This is a genomic window from Lentzea xinjiangensis (assembly GCF_900110955.1).
Classification (GTDB): domain Bacteria; phylum Actinomycetota; class Actinomycetes; order Mycobacteriales; family Pseudonocardiaceae; genus Lentzea; species Lentzea xinjiangensis.
The window spans coordinates 50,396-66,093 of the sequence record NZ_FOFR01000009.1 but is presented as its reverse complement, the minus strand read 5'-3'; the positions used below and the strand labels follow the sequence as shown (position 1 = coordinate 66,093).

Here is a 15,698-nt window from a genome sequence, read left to right as displayed (position 1 = left end):
GATGACATGAGCGAACCGGTCACCAGGACGTTCTTGGTGGTGGACGTGGAGAAGTCGAGCGACCGGGGGAACGAGGAGCTGGCGCTGCTGCGCCGTCAGCTCTACTCCATGCTGAACAAGGCGATGAGCGCCGCCGAGCTGATGGGTGGCAAGGCCGCCGTCGAGGACAGGGGCGACGGGTTCCTCGTCGTCGCGGACGCGAGCGTGCTGGACGTTCTGGTATCGCTGACGGACACGTTGGTCGACGAGCTGACCCGGTACAACGCGACGGTCGTTCCCACGGACTGGTTGCGGCTGCGCATCGCGGTCCACTCCGGACTGGTGCACCGCGACTTCCGCGGCTGGAGCGGTGAGGAGCTGACCCGGACGTTCCGCATCTGCGATGCTCCCGAGGCGAAGCTGACGCTGGAGGCGGCGCAGCGGGGGCAAGCGGTCGTGATCGTCTCCGACCACGTCTACGAGACCGTGGTGAAGCACCGCTACCGCGGGCTGCCGCGGGACAGCTTCCGCGAGATCAGGAGCGGCTTCGCGTGGGCACGGGTGCCCGGCTACAGCAGCCCGCCGGTGCCGCAGCCACCCGCGGAGCCCGGACCGCCGCCGTCGTCGCCACCGGGCGTCTCCGGCGGGAACCTGGACCTCAGCCAGGCCACCGTGGGCACCCTCATCAGCGGCAGCTCGATCGACCGGGTCGACGCGCGCAGCCGGTTCGGCGGCAAACGCCATGAGTGACGCGGGCCAGGCCAAGCTCGCGGACCCGGTGGACCCGGCACCGGCCGCCGCGCCGCCGGCCGCGCCCGAACCGGCGCAGCAGCCGCCTCCGTCCGGCTCACCCGGCGCTGGCGGGGACGCCAAACCCCAGCAGGAGCCCGAGAAGACCAAGGAGGAGCAGCCGAACAAGGCCCGTGGCGAGGAGGAGCCACCGGACGCGAAGAGGAACGCCTCCGACCCGCGGAACGCCCGCAAGCTCGGCCAGGACGCCCGCGCGGTGGAGAACGCCGTGGCGGCCATGCTCGGCGAACGGTCGATCGGCACCATCTTCATGAACAGCTCGATCGGCCTCGTCGACGCGGGCGTGATCGGCCAGTCCGGCGCCGGGTCCTACCGCGCCGTGCCGAGCGGGCCGATCTCCGCGGAGGTGATCCGGTCGGTGACCGCGACCTTCGTGGCTCCGGCCAGCTACGTGGCGCTGCGGGAGCGGTTGCGCGAGCAGTGGATCGTGCTGCTGCGCGGACCTGCCGGCTCGGGCCGGACGGCGACCGCGCTGAACCTCTTGAGCAGCGAGTGCGCCGAGGGGATCGACAAGCTCAACCCGGACACGAGCCTGCGGTCGCCGTCGGACGCCTTGGCGTTGCGCGACGACCGCGGTTACCTGCTGGAGTCGCTGGAGCTGGACCAGGCGGCGTCGCTGACCGAGTACAGCCTCGGCCTGTGGCAGCGGCAGCTCGAGAGCGCGCGCGCCCGGATGATCGTCCTGGTCGACGCCGGTACCGCGATGCGGGAGAGCGAGCTCGCCCACTACCTCGTGGACACCGCACAGCTCGCGGACGGCAAGGCGGTGGTGGCGAGCCACTTCCAGGTGCAGCTGAAGCTCGCCGGGAGGACGGATCAGCAGCTCGACGACCACCCCGAGTTCGGTGAGCTGGTGGACGAGGTCGTCGCCACCACCCCGCGCGCACAGGACCTCGCCGAGTTCGGCCGGGGCCTGTCGCAGATCGTCCTGGGACAGCGGGACATCGAGGACCTGCGGCAGAGCTACACGCGCACAGCCGACTCGGGGTTCCGCGAGTGGTTCGACGGCCTCGGAGACAACGAGCAGCGGGCCTTCGCGATCGCGTTGGCGGTGTTCGACGGCATGCCGGTGCAGGTCGTGTCCGAGGCCGCGACCGAGCTGGCGAAAGCCATCCAGGCAGCCGAGATCCCCGATCGCCGAGCGCGCGTGCGCGAGGTCTTCGCGGTGCGCAGGCTCAGCCTCGTCGAGCGGGTGCACGCCGAGCTCACCACATCGGTGGAGGACAGCGATTTCGGCAGCCTGACGGTGCAGGTCGTGCGGTACCGGGACCGGCGCAGGCCCCGCCGGGTGCTGGAGCACGTCTGGTGCGAGTACCCCGAGGCGCACCAGGTGGTGCGCACCTGGCTGCGCGACCTCGGCAGCTCACCGGATCGGCAGGTGCGGGCCCGTGCGGGGGTCGCCGCCGGCCTGCTGAGCCTCGCGGAGTTCGACCACGTGCGCCGGCACGTGCTCGAACCGTGGGCAGACGTGCGGCACGACTGGGAGCGCCAGGCGGTGATCGGCGCGCTGCGGTTGCCGACGATGCAGCCGGAGCTCCAGCCGTTGATCAACCGGATGGTCACGTCGTGGCTGCGCGGCAAGACGGCCACCGGTCGCCGGATCGCCGCGGTCGCCATCCTGGGCACGTTGCCGATCGTGGAACCGGCGCGGGTGCTCAAGCTGCTGCGCAAGGCGGCCGACACCGACGAGGACGCGATGGTCATCGCGATCTCCGACTCGATCACGAACCTGGCCCTCGACCCGGATCGGCTCGGGCTGGTGCTGGAGGCGTTGGAGCGCTGGACGCGGGCCCGGCCGATCGGTGTGCGCGCGGTCGGGCTCACCTGCGTGCTGCAGCTGTGCTCGTTCCTCGAAGCCGGCGTCGAGGGCAGCGCGGAACCGTGGCCCGGCTTGTTGTGGGTCGCCGAGGGCGAGCACCGCGACGCCGTCGTGACGCTGCTCGCCCGTGCGATGGAGGCCCCGTTCTTCATGCCGGAGACCTACGAGGTCATCCGGCGCTGGGTGCTCATCGCGCAACGCGATGCGGCGCAACGCGAGCCGTTGGGGGCGTTGCTCGCCGACGCCAGCAGGAACCCCAGCAGGCGGAGAACCCTGCGACACAACCTGACCCGCTGGGCGGAGGGCCGTCGCGGTCCCGTCGACGCCGTCGCCGAGCTGGTCGCCGTACTCGACCGTGAGGACTACCAACCGTGAACCAGCCACACCAGCGCCCCGCCGCCGCCTCGCTCATCACCAAGCTGGAGCCGAGCAGGTCCGACCTGTTCCGGGACCGCCCGATGCCCGGAGGCGAGCGCGCCACCGTGTACCTGGACCGCAAAGGCGGGCTCTACCAGTCCGACCGGCCGCTGACCGCGGGTGAGATCGCGATCAACAAGCCGCGCACGGTGTACCTGGTCGACACCGCGGTCCACCCGTTCACCCTCGCCCTGGACCTGCCCGCCCAGGAGGACGCCTTCCCGTTCCACGCCGAGGTCTCGGCGCGGTGGCGGGTCGGTGACCCCTGCGAGGCGGTGCGCACGAGCCTGTCCGACGCCGGGCAGGTGCTCGCGCCGTACCTGAAGCAGACGTTGCGCGAGATCAGCACCTCGTACGCGATCGAGGAACGTCCCGCGGCCGAGCGGGCGATGATCCGCTACTTCTCCGACCAGGGCCCGCTGCCGCTGCCCCAGGGGGTGCTCCTGGTCCACTGCTCGGTGTCGCTGTCGCTGGACGGGCCCGCGCTCGAAGAGCTGCGCAAGCGCAAACAGCACGAGTGGAACGCCAAGGAGTGGGAGCGCCAGAACACGACCATCCACCGCAACGCCGCGCTCGAAGAGGCACAGGAAACGAACCGGCACGCGCGTGAAAGGGCTGAGGCCGAACACCAGCTGCGCCTGACCAAACGGCGGATGGACTTCTACGGTCAAGCGCTCGAAGGTGGGCAGGAGGTGCTCATCGCGCTGCAGCTCGCCAGCAGCCCGGGAGAGGTCAACAACGTGCTCGCCTTGCTCATGCAGCGCGACCAGATGGACTTCGAGACGGCGAAGGAGCTGCTCAGCTCCCTGCTGGAGAACCGGTTGGTCAACCACAGCGACGTGCAGGGCATCATGAGCCAGGCGTCCACCGTCATCGCGAGCCAGCTGTCGAGGGCGTCGGTCGGCCTGCCCTCCGGCGGCATTCCGATCGCCGCCCCTCCGCCCCCGCCCCGCCCGGCTGCGGTTCCGGACAGCACCGCGTCGGCACCGATCACCGCGGAGATCCTCCTCGACCCGCCTCCGTACTACGGAGATGACGATGACGACGACTAGCCCGCTGGTCGAGCTGCCCCTCCTCGGCTGGCTCGTCGAACTGCTCGACAGGGCGTTGCTGGACGCGGGGGTGGACGCCTGGCTCGCACGGACCGGCGAGTTCCTCCTGATCGCGTCGCTGCTCTACGTCGCGACGAGTTTGCTGGTGCGCAGGGGTTTTCCGCTGCTGCAAGGCGTGGTGCGCCCCGTGGTCGACCTGCTGGCGGACTTCGCGATGGTGCTCGTGTTGCTGCCGGAGCTCGCGGTCACCTGGACGTTGACGAGGCTTCGGCTGTCCCTGCCATCGGTCATCTACCTCTACGGCGACGCCGTGTACGCCGCGAACACGGCGGTGAAGTCCTCGGCCGCCGTCCTGGTGCAGGTGCTCGGCTGGCTCCAGCGGAAGCCGAGGCTCTTCGTGATCGCGGTCGTGTTCGTGCTCTTCTTGCTGTGGAACACGAACACCTGCGCGCCGGGACTTGATGGATGCGTGACACCTGTGTCCCAATGGACGAGCGACGCGGGTTCGTGGCTCGACCAGCAGTAGGTCAGGGGGCCTGATGAGCCGGTCATGGGTGCCGGGGTCGATCTTCGACCACTTGTCCGAGGTCGACCACAGAATCGTGGTGGAGGCCGGTGCGCGCCGCGAGTTCCCGTCGAACGAAGTGCTTCTGCGCCAGGGTGATCCGACCGACCACGTCTTCGTGCTGCTGAGCGGGTGGGTGCGCGTGTCGGCCTCCACCGAAGGCGGGCGTGACCTGCTGCTCGCGTTCCGCGGTCCCGGCGAGGTCGTCGGTGATCTGGCCGCGGTGCACGGCACGGACCGCACGGCGAGTGTTCGCGCGCTGGAACCCGTGCGCGTCGTGCAACTGCGCCGGGAACGGTTCGTCGACCTGTTGCGCGACCAGCCGGCGATCTCGATGGCGATGATCAAGCAGTTGTCCGCGCGACTCGTCGAGCTGGGCGAGACGAGGATGCTCTTCGCCCCGCTCGACGTGACCCGGCGAGTCGCCGCCTGCCTGCTGCGGCTGGTGGAGCTGCACGGAGTGCCCGTCGCGAACGGGATCGCGTTGCGCATCAGGCTCAGCCAGCAGGACGTGGCCGGTCAGGTGGACGCGTCCGCGCGGTCCGTCGCCAGGGCGTTCGCCGTGCTGCGCGACCGCGGCATCGTCACCAGCACCAGGGCGAGAGTGGTGATCGGTCGTCCCGACGTGCTGCGCGCCCTCGCCGGCTACCCGCCAGATGGCAGGTAGCGAGCACGCCACGCGTCGATGCCCCGGCCGGCAGGCCGGGGCATTCTCGTGGTGCGAGCACTGAGGGGGGAAGCGATGACTCTTTGGATGTCGGTGAGGACCTTGTTCAAGATGAGCGCTTCGGCGTTCGTCGTCGGCGTCCTGCTCGGCCTCTTCATCGGTGCCGCGCTGTAGGTCACCTGTTCTGGAGACGGGCGGAGTTCTCCGGCGGATCGACGCTGCGGTTCTTCGCGGAGAGGTTGTGCGAAATGGAAAGCCATGTCGTTGTCGAGATCGTGATGTCGCTGTTGGCGTTGTTCTTCTGACACGCCAAGGTTGTCGGCACTGTGAGGAGAAACCGCGGTTCCCGCGGTGAGAGAGGCGGTGGTGGTTGGTGGACGGCCAGCAGATGGTCAACGAGCTCAAGGAAATTCGCCGTGGACGCGGACTGAGGGCGGACGACCTGCACGAGCGCGTTGGTCTGGCGCTGTGCACAGCGTGCGGTGTGACCGACCTCGACCACCCCGCCCTGATCAGGCGGAAGATCATCCTCCAGTTGACGAAGCTGAGCGCGAAGCTGCCGAGCGACCTGCACCTGGCCGCGACGGTCGCGCTCGGGTTGCACCAGGACGCGGCCGGCGAGTTCCTCGACCAGCGCATCGCCTGGCTGGCCAACACCTACGACCGCGATCCGCGCACCGCGCGGCGGCGCGTGGACAACGCGTTCAAGATGCTCGCGGAACTGCTCTACGACGCGGGCATGAGAGACCGGAAGTCCGGTTCCTACTCGCCGGACGGCTGGTACGTGGAGTCGCTCAGGGGGTTCCTGCGGATGGACTTGGAGCTGCCCACGCTCACCGAGGAAAGGCGCATCGTCGCCGCGGTGGACGATCTCGACGAGCTGATCCTCTCCATGAGCGCGCCGAGGGATCCCAGGGCCGGGGACGAGTACGCGATCCGGGCCGAGATGGTCTACGGCGGCGAAATCGTGGCGGAGGAACGCGTTTCCTCGTCCCACTCGAGGTTCGTCGTGCGGCTGCCTTCCCCGCTCACGCTGGGACAAACGCACAACTACAGCATCCAGTTCATCTCGTACCCGAGGCAGTGGATGCGGCCCTACTACGTCTTCACGCCGTTGCGCCGATGTGAGGAGTTTTCGGTGCGCGTGCGGTACGGCACGCACAACGCTCCAGCAAAGGTGTGGCGGATCAGCGGATTGCCGTCGAAAGCCTACGAGGACTTCGTACCCGGCGACGACCAGTTGACCGTGGACCGGCTGGGAGACGTCTCCCTGGAGTTCCACGACCTGCAACAGGGCCTGAGCTACGGCTTGCAGTGGCAGTACGACGACGAGCCGTGAGCCGGACCTGTCACCGGCGGACGAAGAGCGCCTGGTCATCCATGACCAGGCGCTCTTGTCGTGCTGTGGAAGCGGTCGTCGTCAGTTCTGGCTGCTCCTCGGCGGCCGCAGCCGCGGGTGGCGTCCGGCGGGTGGCCTGAGCAGGCGCACCCACCCCAGGGTCGTGGTCTCCTTGTTCGCCACGCCCGCCTGCCGGTAGGTCCTGGCGCGGCTCAGTTCGCTGTGCCGGATGACCTCGTCGAAGAACCAGTCCGAGCTGATGACCGCGAGCACGGCCGTCGAGCACTTGAGGGCGTCGCGGAAGACGTCGGCGTCGAGCAGCCGGAACGCGTGGGTGAGCGAGGGACCTCGTCACGCCGTGCTGGTCGTAGTTGATCTCACCTGCGTGCAGGGCGAGCCGCAGCCGTATTCGCTCCTGTGGCGGGTGGACGCGGTTGTGCCGGGCCAACGCCTCGACGAGCGCGTCCGGCAGGTGATCGGCGAACAGGGTCTTCCGCACGTCGGTGGGGCGAGCACGAGCACGCCATCGCCCCCGTCCTCGCGGCGGCAGGACGACCAGGGCCTCCTGACCCGCACGACGAACGCGTTCGGCAAGCACCCAGAGGAACTGGCGGCGGCACTTGCGCACAACGAGGGCGTCGAGTCCGCCTACCGGGGATCGGCGCGACGATCGTCGATGGCACCAGGCCGTTGGACGAGGTCGTCAACGCAATCCTCGCTGTTGCGCGCCGCTCCTGGCCGTGAGTCACGGCGGGCTCGGACCGGCTGCACCGTCGTCACCTGCCGGCACGCCCGCCACGAGATCATCGACGAAACCCCGCGCCGAGATCACCACCGCCATGCGCGACCGGCTCCGCACCCACCACCTGATCCCGGGCCCGCCCCGGTCGTGCGGGGCTACGCCGGGTTCTCCGCGACGGCGAGGTAGTCCGTGTAGATCTGCGGCGAGCCCGAGAACGAGGCCAGCTGCTTCCACTCCTCGTACATCTGCTTGGTGTCGCGGTGGGCGGCCGCGAACTCCGCGGCCTCGCCGGTCGCGATGTCGGGCTCGGGGTAGAAGACGTCCAGCGCGTCCAGGCTCGCGATCTCCATCATCATCACGTACTGGTCGAGGCGGTTGCCCCGCTCGCCCTTGAGCACGTGGAACCGCCAGTCCGGGTAGTCGTCGATCCGGTGGTGGTTCTCGGCGATGAAGCGGTCGAACATCTCCTCGGTCACACCGGCGCGCAACGCCAGGTTGTGGATACCGATGACCCGGGCGACGGGCTCCTCCCCGGGGCGGTTGCGGTAGCGGGGGCCGGGCGTGACCGTGCTCCGCGGATTGTCGGCCAGCAGCCGGTAGTCGGTGAACAACGTCGGCAGCTCACCGAACGTGCCCAGCCGCCGCCATCGCGCCAGCACGGCCTCCGCCTCGGGGTGCTGCGCCCAGAACTGCCGGGCCAGCTCGGTCTGCTCACCCCGGGCCGTGACGTAGCGGTCGCGCTGCTCGGCGCTCTCGATCTCGTACAACATCAGGTACTGCCCGGTCCGCTCGCCGCGCAACCCGCGCAGCAGAGTCCACCGCCACCCCGGGTACAAGGGCAGGTGAACGCCTTCAGCACGCACGAAGGTCTCGAACTCCTCCGGCGTGACACCAGCCTCCGTGTCGATCGCGATGTACTGGAAGGTGAACACCGACGAGCGTCCCATTGCGTCCAATCCTCGGGCCGGTAAAGGGAACGCGCGTCCGACAGGCGCGACTCCCTGCGCCACATCCTGCCAGCTCCGAGAGAACGGCGGCTGCGAGCCTTCTCCGCTGGACGCGATCTGACGGGTCTACCGCCTGTGCAGCCACACGTCCTGCATGCACTGCCACCGGCGGCTGTTCGGCAACGCGATCCACTACGACTGCGAACGCCGCATCACCCTGACCGGAGACAGGGTCGGGGCAGCAGAAAGGGCCGCAACCGAGGCGGTCGCGGCCCTTTCGAAGCAAAGCTCTGCTCGTGCTGTTCAAGCGTGGTGCCCCCGGCAGGATTCGAACCTGCGCACCCGCCTCCGGAGGGCGGTGCTCTATCCCCTGAGCTACGGGGGCCGTAGCTACGTGGAAGATCCTAGCGCATCCGCGCGAAGCATTTGCGCACGCACCCCCCACGAAGGCGTTTGCGCTGGTAGCGAGGTCGAAAGCGGCACATGTCCCCCGTAAGAGCTACCGCCAGGTGTCCACTGCGCGGTGATGATCCGGAGCAGGGAAGTCCATAGCGTTGGCGGCGTCAGAGAACACAAGTCGCAGACCCGCTGGGAGACCCGATGTTCCGCCACCTCAAGAAGTCCGCCGTGATCGCCCTGCTCGCCACCGCCGCTTCCGGCGGGGTCGCGATGGCCGGCCAGGAGCCGTCCAGCGCGCAGGTCAGCGTCGGCGGGCGGTCGGTGCACGTTTCGTGCTCCGGGGTGCGGCAGAAGGGCAAGCCGGTCGTGCTGCTGATGGCGGGCCTCGGTGACGGGCTGGAGCGGATGGCGGGGTTGCAGGAGGCGTTGAGCGGGTCGAACCGGGTGTGTTCCTACGACCGGCTCGGGGAGGGGCGCAGCGACCAGCCGGACGGGCCGCAGACCTTCGGTAGCGCCGGTGCGGTGTTGACCAAGGTGATCCGGGAGGTGTCCGGTGGCAGGCCGGTCGTGCTGGCCGGTCACTCGCTGGGCGGGTTGATCGCCGCGCGTTACGCGCCGGACCACCGGCGGGAGGTCGCCGGGGTCGTGTTGATGGACGCCACTTCGCCGACGATGATCGCCGATCTCCAGCGGGCGGTTCCCGAGAACGCCACCGGAGTCGGAGCGGAGCTGCGGGCGCAGTCGTTGGCCGTGTTCCGCGGGGAGAACCCCGAGCGGCTCGTCATCGATGACGGACCGGTGCGGTCCGCGGGGAACATTCCCGTCGAGGTTGTGCAGCACGGTCAGCCGTACCTCGCGGAGGTGCCGGAGTACGGGGCCGCTCTGGAGCAGGCGTGGGGGCGCGGGCAGCGCGCTTGGCTCGGGTTGTCCTGCCGCGCCGCGCTCGGCACCGCGGCCGGTAGTGGCCACTACGTCTACCTGGACGAGCCCGAGGTCGCCGTGCAGGCGGTGCAGCGCGTGGTCGCTCAGGCGTCACGCAGGTGAGTCGTCGCAGGCCACCCGTCCCGCGGGTGGCCTGCGTCACGACAACGCGTGGTGGGGAATATCCCGGATTGCACTCATGCGCATGTCGCTATATGTTCCGGAGCATGGGTCACGGCCATGGACACGGAGCGGCGTCCGCCGGCGGGCAGCACACCGGCAAGTTGTGGATCGCGTTCGGCATCGGCGCGGTCTTCATGGTGGTGGAGTTCGCGGTCGGGTTCGCCACGTCCTCGCTTGCGCTGATCTCGGACGCCGCCCACATGCTCACCGACGTGCTCGGGGTCGGCATGGCGCTGGCGGCGATCATGGTGGCCCGCCGGGCCAAGGCCGGCCGGAACCGCACGTTCGGGTTCTACCGGGCCGAGGTCCTCGCTGCGCTCGCCAACGCGGTGCTGCTCTTCGGGGTGGCCGGGTACGTGGTCTACGAGGCGGTGGGGCGGTTCCAGGACCCGCCCAGCGTGCCAGGGTGGCCCGTCCTGGTGGCCGCGGTGCTGGGGCTCGTGGCCAACCTCGTCAGCTTCGGCGTCCTCAAGGAGGGCGCCAAGGACAGCATCAACGTCAAGGGCGCGTACCTCGAGGTCTTGGCCGACCTGATCGGGTCGGTGGGCGTGCTCGTCTCCGCGCTGGTCACCATCACCACCGGCTGGAAGTACGCGGACCCGATCATGGGTGTGCTGATCGGCCTGTGGGTGCTGCCGCGGACGTACGGCCTCGCCAGGAACGCGCTGCACATCCTCTTCCAGCACGCGCCGGAGCGGCTGGACGTCACCGAGATGCAGAAGAGCCTCGCGCTGATCCCCGGGGTCACCGAGGCGCACGACCTGCACGTGTGGACGCTCACCAGCGGCATGGAGGTGGCTTCCGCTCACCTCACGACCGCGCCGGACGCCGATCACGAGGCCGTGCTCAAGGCCGCGCAGGCGTTGCTGGCGAGCAAGTACCACATCGAGCACGCGACGTTGCAGGTCGAGGGCGGTTCGTCAGCGCAGCGGTGCCGCGAGCTTTCGTGGTGAGGCGGGCAGGTCGCGGATCCCGTCCTTCGTCGACGGCGCTCCCGTTCGTGACGGAACGACCGGGGTCCGCGGGTGTGGCACCGCGACTCGGACACGGCCTCGTTCGAACGGCACCACTAGAGCCTCCCGGTCACCACAACGTGATTCGTCAAGATCTCATCGGAGTATGTCCGAAGGGGATAGATCCTTTCAGGTGAATGGGAAAAGCCGCGTTCCGTGACGGAACGCGGCTTTTCCTGTCCGCGAGAGGATCAGTTGGGCGTTACAGCCCAGCGCACTGTCCTGCCTTCGGCCCCTTCACGTCGTTGGTGAAGCCGTTGCCGGACGGCTCGGGGGTGTTGCCCGTGCAGGACAGCGGGCCCCCGACCGTGGAGAACGCCACGACCGACCGGGTCTTGTTCGACGTCAGCGACACAGGGCCACTGACCGACGTGTTCTCCAGCGCGACCTCGGTCGAAGAGCCGTGCACGGTCACCGGACCGGCCACGCGGGTGCCCACGAGCACCACCGAGGCCGCGTCCGCCGCCGACAGCGGGCCCTTGATCTCGCCACCGAAGACGTACAGCGTGGCGCCGCGCGCGACCGTCACCGGACCGCTCACCGTGGCACCGTCCACATAGGTCACGCCCTTGACCTGCAGCGGACCGTTGACGGTGCCGGTCACCGTGGTGGCCGGCGCGGGCAGCGGCTTCGCCATCAGCTCGAACTCGGCCAGTGCCACGTCGCCGGAGAACTCCAGCCGGTAGAAGTTGTAGCGACCCGGTGAGGCGATCTTGAACGACCGGGTGTACTGCTGCCACTGGAAGTTCTCACCGGAGCGCTTGTCGACCGTCGCCCACGTCTTGCCGTCGTAGGAGGCCTTGAGCTCCCACGCCGACGGGGACGTGCCCGTCTTCGCGTTGGTCAGCGTGTAGAACTCCGCCTTCTCCTTGGCGTCGGCGGCCTTGAAGTCGAACGACCTCACCACCGCGGAGGTGCCGGAGTTGTTGTCCACCAGCGCACCGGTGGCAACGCCGGAGGAGACGTCGCGCAACGGCGCCGGGACCGCGTCGCCGGTGGTGATCGAGTCCGGCACGTCGTTCGCGCCGGTGCCCCACGCGGAGGGCTTCGGGCCCATGTCGAAGTCGATCGTGGCGCCGGCCGCGAGCACGTCGTGCGGCAGCGACGTCTTGTTCCACGTCTTGCCGTTGACCTTCACACCCTGCACGTAGATGTTCTTCGCGCTGTTCTTGGGCGCGTTGACCACCAGCTTCTTGCCGTTCTCCAGCTTCACGGTCGCCTTGGTGAACAGCGGCGAGCCGATCGCGTAGGCCGGCTTGCCCATCTGCAGCGGGTAGAAGCCCAGCGACGAGAACAGGTGCCACGCGGACATCTCGCCGTTGTCCTCGTCACCGGCGTAGCCCTGGCCCTGCTCGCTGCCCACGTACAGGCGCGAGAGGATCTCGCGCACCTTCTCGGCCGTCCGCGCGGGCTGGCCCGCGTAGTTGTACATGTAGGCGATGTGGTGCGACGGCTGGTTGGAGTGGCCGTACTGGCCCATCCGCACGTCCCGCGCCTCGATCATCTCGTGGATCACGCCGCCGTAGCCGCCGGGGAACTTGGCCGTCTCGGGCAGCGTGAAGAACTGGTCGAGCTTCTGCGCCAGCTTGTCCCGCCCGCCGTACAGGTTCGCGAGACCCTGCCCGTCGTGCGGCACCGTGAAGGCCATGTTCCAGCCGTTGGTCTCGGTGTAGTCGTAGCGCCAGTCCTGCGGGTTGTACTTCGCCGGGTCCTCGACGCGCCACGAGCCGTCGACGTTGCGGCCCTGGAAGAAGTCGATCCGCTTGTCGAAGGTCAGCACGTAGTTCTGGGCGCGGTTGAGGAAGTACTCGTGCTCCTCGGCGTACCGCTTCTCGCCCGTCTTCTCGTGCAGCGCCTTCGCCATCGACGCGATGCCGAAGTCGTTGAGGTAGCCCTCGATCGCCCACGACCACGCCTCGTGGAGCTGGTCGTTGCCGGTCCAGCCGAGGAAGATCGACCGGTCCATGCCCTTGCGGCCGACGTTGTTGCTCGGCGGCACGACGGACGCGTTCTTCACCGCGGCGTCGTAGGCCGCCTTGATGTCGAAGTTCGACACGCCCTTGAGGTAGGCGTCGGCGAACGCCACGTCGGAGCTCGTGCCGGTCATCAGGTCCGCGTAGCCGGGGGAGGACCAGCGCGAGATCCAGCCGCCGTCCTTGTACTGCTGGACGAAGCCGTCGGCCATCTCACCCGCCTTGGACGGGGTGAAGAGGCTGTAGGCGGGCCAGGTCGTGCGGTAGGTGTCCCAGAAGCCGTTGTTGACGTAGATCTTCCCGTCGACGATCTTCGCGCCGGTCCTGGTCGGCGTGTTCTCACCGACCGCGGGCGCCACCGGGGACGCGTACTGGATCTTGTCGCCGACCTTCTCGAAGCCCGAGTTCGGGTAGAGGTAGAGCCGGTACATGTTGGAGTAGAGCGTGATGAGCTGCTCTTCGGACGCACCCTCGACGGTGATGATGCCGAGGACCTCGTCCCACGCCGCCTGCGCGCGGTCGCGCACCGAGTCGAACGTGTCCGAGCCGCTGACCTCCTGCTCGAGGTTGGCCCGAGCCTGGTCCACCGAGATGAGCGAGGTGGCGATCCGCAGCTCGACGGTCTTGTCGGCGAACGAGAAGTAGCCGCCCACGTTGTCACGGCCCGCGCCGGTCAGCCTGCCGCTCGCCGTGACGGCCTTGTCGACCTTGCCGTAGACGAACAGGCGGGTCGCGCCGGTCGAGAGGCCGCTCTTGACGTCCGAGTAGCCCGTGACGACGCCGCTGGCCGCGTCCAGGGTGAGACCACCGAGGTTGCTGACGTTGTCGAACACCAGGTTCTTCTCGCCCCTGTCGGCGAACGTGAACCGGAAGACCGCCGCGTGGTCGGTCGGCGCGATCTCGGTCTTCATGCCGTTCTCGAAGGTCACGCCGTAGTAGTGCGCCTTCGCGACCTCGTTGTCGTGCTTGAACGGCAGCGACCGCAGCGCGCGGTCCTGGGTGGGCGCCTTGTCCGAGGGCATGACCTGGAACGTCTGGCGGTCACCCATCCACGGGCTGGGCTCGTGGGAGGCGGTGAACGCCTGCAACGTCGGCAGGTTCTGCGCGTTGTTGCGCTGCTGGTACTCGTACAACCAGGAGATCGAGCCCGCGTTGGTCATCGGGGACCAGAAGTTGAAGCCGTGCGGCACCGCGGTCGCCGGGAAGTTGTTGCCCCGCGAGAACGAGCCGTTCGAGTTCGTGCCGCGCGTGGTCAGCACGTAGTCCGACGGCTTGGCGTACTGCTTCGTGACGACGTCGCCGATCCGGATGTCGTCGAACCAGGCGCCGAACTCCGTCGGGCCCTTGGGGCCGTCGTAGGCGACGAGGATCCGCTTGATCGTCTTGCCGGCCGCGACCGCGCCGATCGTGGCCGCCACCTTGTTCCACTGGTTGGCGTACAGGAACTTGCCCGCGCCCTGGCCCTGCGGCGACAGCACCGCGCCGTGCTGGTCCACCGCCTTGAGGTCGCTCAGGTACGTGCCGTCGGAGAACGCCAGGTCCACCGACGAGTACGTGCTCGGGTAGTTCAGGTTGTCGGTCACGAAGTCCGGGAAGATCATGTACGACAGCTCGGTCTTGGCGCCGACCTTGACGTCGACGTCGAAGACCTTGTTGTAGCTGTACGCGCGGCCCTCGGTCGTGTGGCGGCCCTGCGTGCGGAACGCCTTCACACCCGTCCAGCCGACCCGCGCCTTGGCCGTGTAGCCGCCCGTGGGGCCGTTGCCGGTGACGCTGCGCATGTTCGGCGGCGGGGGAGTCGTGGAGCCGTCGGAGAGCTGGACCTCGGCGAGCTGCACGATGTTCGTGGAGCCGTTGTTCAGCGTCACGTCGAGCTTGTAGTGGGTGAACGCCGCCGGCGAGGCGATGTCGTAGGTCTTGGTCTGGAAGCGCTCGGCGAACGCCTCGCCGGTGCGGGTGTCGACGACGGTCCAGTCGGTGCCGTTGTTCGACCCCTGCAGGGTCCAGTTCTTCGGGTCGCGCTCGGGCGAGTCGTTCGCCGACGAGAGCGCGTACCTCCTGATGGTCTGGGCCTCGCCGAAGCGGAACGTCGCCCAGCCGGTCGTGGCGAAGACCAGCCACTTGGTGTTGACGCTGCCGTCGACGAGGTTCTCCTTCACCTCGCCCGAGTCGGCGTTCTCACCGTTGGCCCTCACCTCGAGCACCTTGTCGGAGACGTTGCCGGGGATGCCGGTGCCGTCCGAGCCGATCACACCCGCCGACTTCGGCTTGCCCGCCGCGTCGGTCTCGACCGCGTTGGACCACGATGGTTGCGGTTGACCGTCCTCAAAGGACGACGAAAAGCCCACGCCTGACTCCTCTGGTGCGGCGGCCGCGAAGCCGTTGGTGATGCCGCACACCAGTGTCGCAGTGATCGCAACGCTCAACAGAGTTGTTGGTCGTCTCTTCCGCAGTTGCCTCATTGCAACCCTTCCGCCGCCTGCCCCATTTGCGAGGGAGCGTTTCTGCACCTGACATCGTTGTCAAGAGACCGGGTCAAAGTTGTCGCGGAACCTGTCCTCTCCGCGGTTGCCCGCGTGGTCCGGTTGCGCCGTCCGGGGGCTGCCGCTCGGCCGCGGGGTAGGCGTCCGAAGTGGACGGCGGGAGAGCTGTGTCGAGAGGGCGCGGCCGCATTCTGATGGCAGTGTGAGGAGTTACTCTCTGAGAGTAGTTGAGTGCCTCCTACCTGCTCATTCACTCAATTGTCGTAACTGTTAACGGTGTTTTGTGGCATAGCGTTACGGAACCTCCACCTGGAGGAAGTTGTGTCCTTCCGTTGCAAGGGGAGCCGGTAGGGGATGCGGGGGACGTAGCCCCTACCGGCCGTGCACTG

At 68.5% G+C, this 15,698-nt stretch carries 11 protein-coding genes and 1 tRNA gene; 8 read left to right on the top strand and 4 right to left on the bottom strand.

All coding sequences use genetic code 11. The features are described from left to right. The first annotated feature begins 6 nt into the window (after positions 1–6). From BMW88_RS20240 to BMW88_RS20215, 6 genes are all read left to right on the top strand, one after another. Positions 7–729, top strand: coding sequence for a hypothetical protein (locus BMW88_RS20240; protein ID WP_089952852.1), 723 nt, complete (start codon positions 7–9; stop codon positions 727–729). Beyond that, positions 722–2,983 carry a hypothetical protein gene (locus BMW88_RS20235; RefSeq protein WP_089952850.1) on the top strand — a complete coding sequence of 754 codons (2,262 nt, stop codon included), beginning with the start codon at positions 722–724 and terminating at the stop codon, positions 2,981–2,983. Before BMW88_RS20240 ends, BMW88_RS20235 begins: the two co-directional genes overlap by 8 nt. After that, the gene (locus tag BMW88_RS20230) at positions 2,980–4,077 is read left to right on the top strand and encodes an SPFH domain-containing protein (RefSeq protein ID WP_089952848.1); all 1,098 of its coding nucleotides are present in this window, start codon (positions 2,980–2,982) and stop codon (positions 4,075–4,077) included. Before BMW88_RS20235 ends, BMW88_RS20230 begins: the two co-directional genes overlap by 4 nt. Next, entirely contained in the window at positions 4,064–4,603 is a 540-nt protein-coding gene (locus BMW88_RS20225; protein WP_089952845.1) for a hypothetical protein, read from the top strand. Before BMW88_RS20230 ends, BMW88_RS20225 begins: the two co-directional genes overlap by 14 nt. Positions 4,604–4,616: 13 nt before the next feature. Beyond that, complete coding sequence (locus BMW88_RS20220; RefSeq protein ID WP_089952843.1) at positions 4,617–5,309, top strand: Crp/Fnr family transcriptional regulator; 693 nt, start codon at positions 4,617–4,619, stop codon at positions 5,307–5,309. Positions 5,310–5,682: 373 nt separating this feature from the next. Further along, complete coding sequence (locus BMW88_RS20215) at positions 5,683–6,648, top strand: hypothetical protein (RefSeq protein WP_245777926.1); 966 nt, start codon at positions 5,683–5,685, stop codon at positions 6,646–6,648. Between the two features lie 81 nt (positions 6,649–6,729). On the opposite strand, the gene BMW88_RS20210 is transcribed toward BMW88_RS20215, so the two are convergent. The 3 genes from BMW88_RS20210 to BMW88_RS20200 form a co-directional block, all read right to left on the bottom strand. Continuing rightward, positions 6,730–6,921, bottom strand: a complete 192-nt coding sequence (locus BMW88_RS20210) for a hypothetical protein (RefSeq protein WP_089952842.1) — start codon at positions 6,919–6,921, stop codon at positions 6,730–6,732. A 624-nt stretch (positions 6,922–7,545) separates the two neighbouring features. Beyond that, on the bottom strand, positions 7,546–8,337 hold the full coding sequence (locus BMW88_RS20205; RefSeq protein ID WP_089952840.1) for a hypothetical protein: 792 nt from the start codon (positions 8,335–8,337) through the stop codon (positions 7,546–7,548). Between the two features lie 310 nt (positions 8,338–8,647). Next, positions 8,648–8,722 (bottom strand) — tRNA-Arg (locus BMW88_RS20200). A gap of 215 nt (positions 8,723–8,937) precedes the next feature. On the opposite strand from BMW88_RS20200, the gene BMW88_RS20195 reads away from it, so the two are divergent. Next, positions 8,938–9,780 (top strand): alpha/beta fold hydrolase, encoded by an 843-nt coding sequence (locus BMW88_RS20195; RefSeq protein WP_089952838.1) that lies wholly within the window; start codon positions 8,938–8,940, stop codon positions 9,778–9,780. 104 nt (positions 9,781–9,884) lie between these two features. After that, on the top strand, positions 9,885–10,793 hold the full coding sequence (locus BMW88_RS20190) for a cation diffusion facilitator family transporter (protein WP_089953203.1): 909 nt from the start codon (positions 9,885–9,887) through the stop codon (positions 10,791–10,793). Positions 10,794–11,055: 262 nt separating this feature from the next. Here BMW88_RS20190 and BMW88_RS20185 read toward each other — a convergent pair whose 3' ends face one another. Then, positions 11,056–15,288 carry a GH92 family glycosyl hydrolase gene (locus BMW88_RS20185; protein WP_089952836.1) on the bottom strand — a complete coding sequence of 1,411 codons (4,233 nt, stop codon included), beginning with the start codon at positions 15,286–15,288 and terminating at the stop codon, positions 11,056–11,058. Between the last annotated feature and the right edge of the window lie 410 nt (positions 15,289–15,698).

Coding starts and splice junctions, on each gene's coding strand:
- BMW88_RS20190 (WP_089953203.1), top strand. CDS start 9,885: ATGGGTCACGGCCATGGACACGGAGCGGCGTCCGCCGGCGGGCAGCAC.
- BMW88_RS20205 (WP_089952840.1), bottom strand. CDS start 8,337: ATGGGACGCTCGTCGGTGTTCACCTTCCAGTACATCGCGATCGACACG.
- BMW88_RS20225 (WP_089952845.1), top strand. CDS start 4,064: ATGACGACGACTAGCCCGCTGGTCGAGCTGCCCCTCCTCGGCTGGCTC.
- BMW88_RS20195 (WP_089952838.1), top strand. CDS start 8,938: ATGTTCCGCCACCTCAAGAAGTCCGCCGTGATCGCCCTGCTCGCCACC.
- BMW88_RS20240 (WP_089952852.1), top strand. CDS start 7: ATGAGCGAACCGGTCACCAGGACGTTCTTGGTGGTGGACGTGGAGAAG.
- BMW88_RS20235 (WP_089952850.1), top strand. CDS start 722: ATGAGTGACGCGGGCCAGGCCAAGCTCGCGGACCCGGTGGACCCGGCA.
- BMW88_RS20185 (WP_089952836.1), bottom strand. CDS start 15,288: ATGAGGCAACTGCGGAAGAGACGACCAACAACTCTGTTGAGCGTTGCG.
- BMW88_RS20220 (WP_089952843.1), top strand. CDS start 4,617: ATGAGCCGGTCATGGGTGCCGGGGTCGATCTTCGACCACTTGTCCGAG.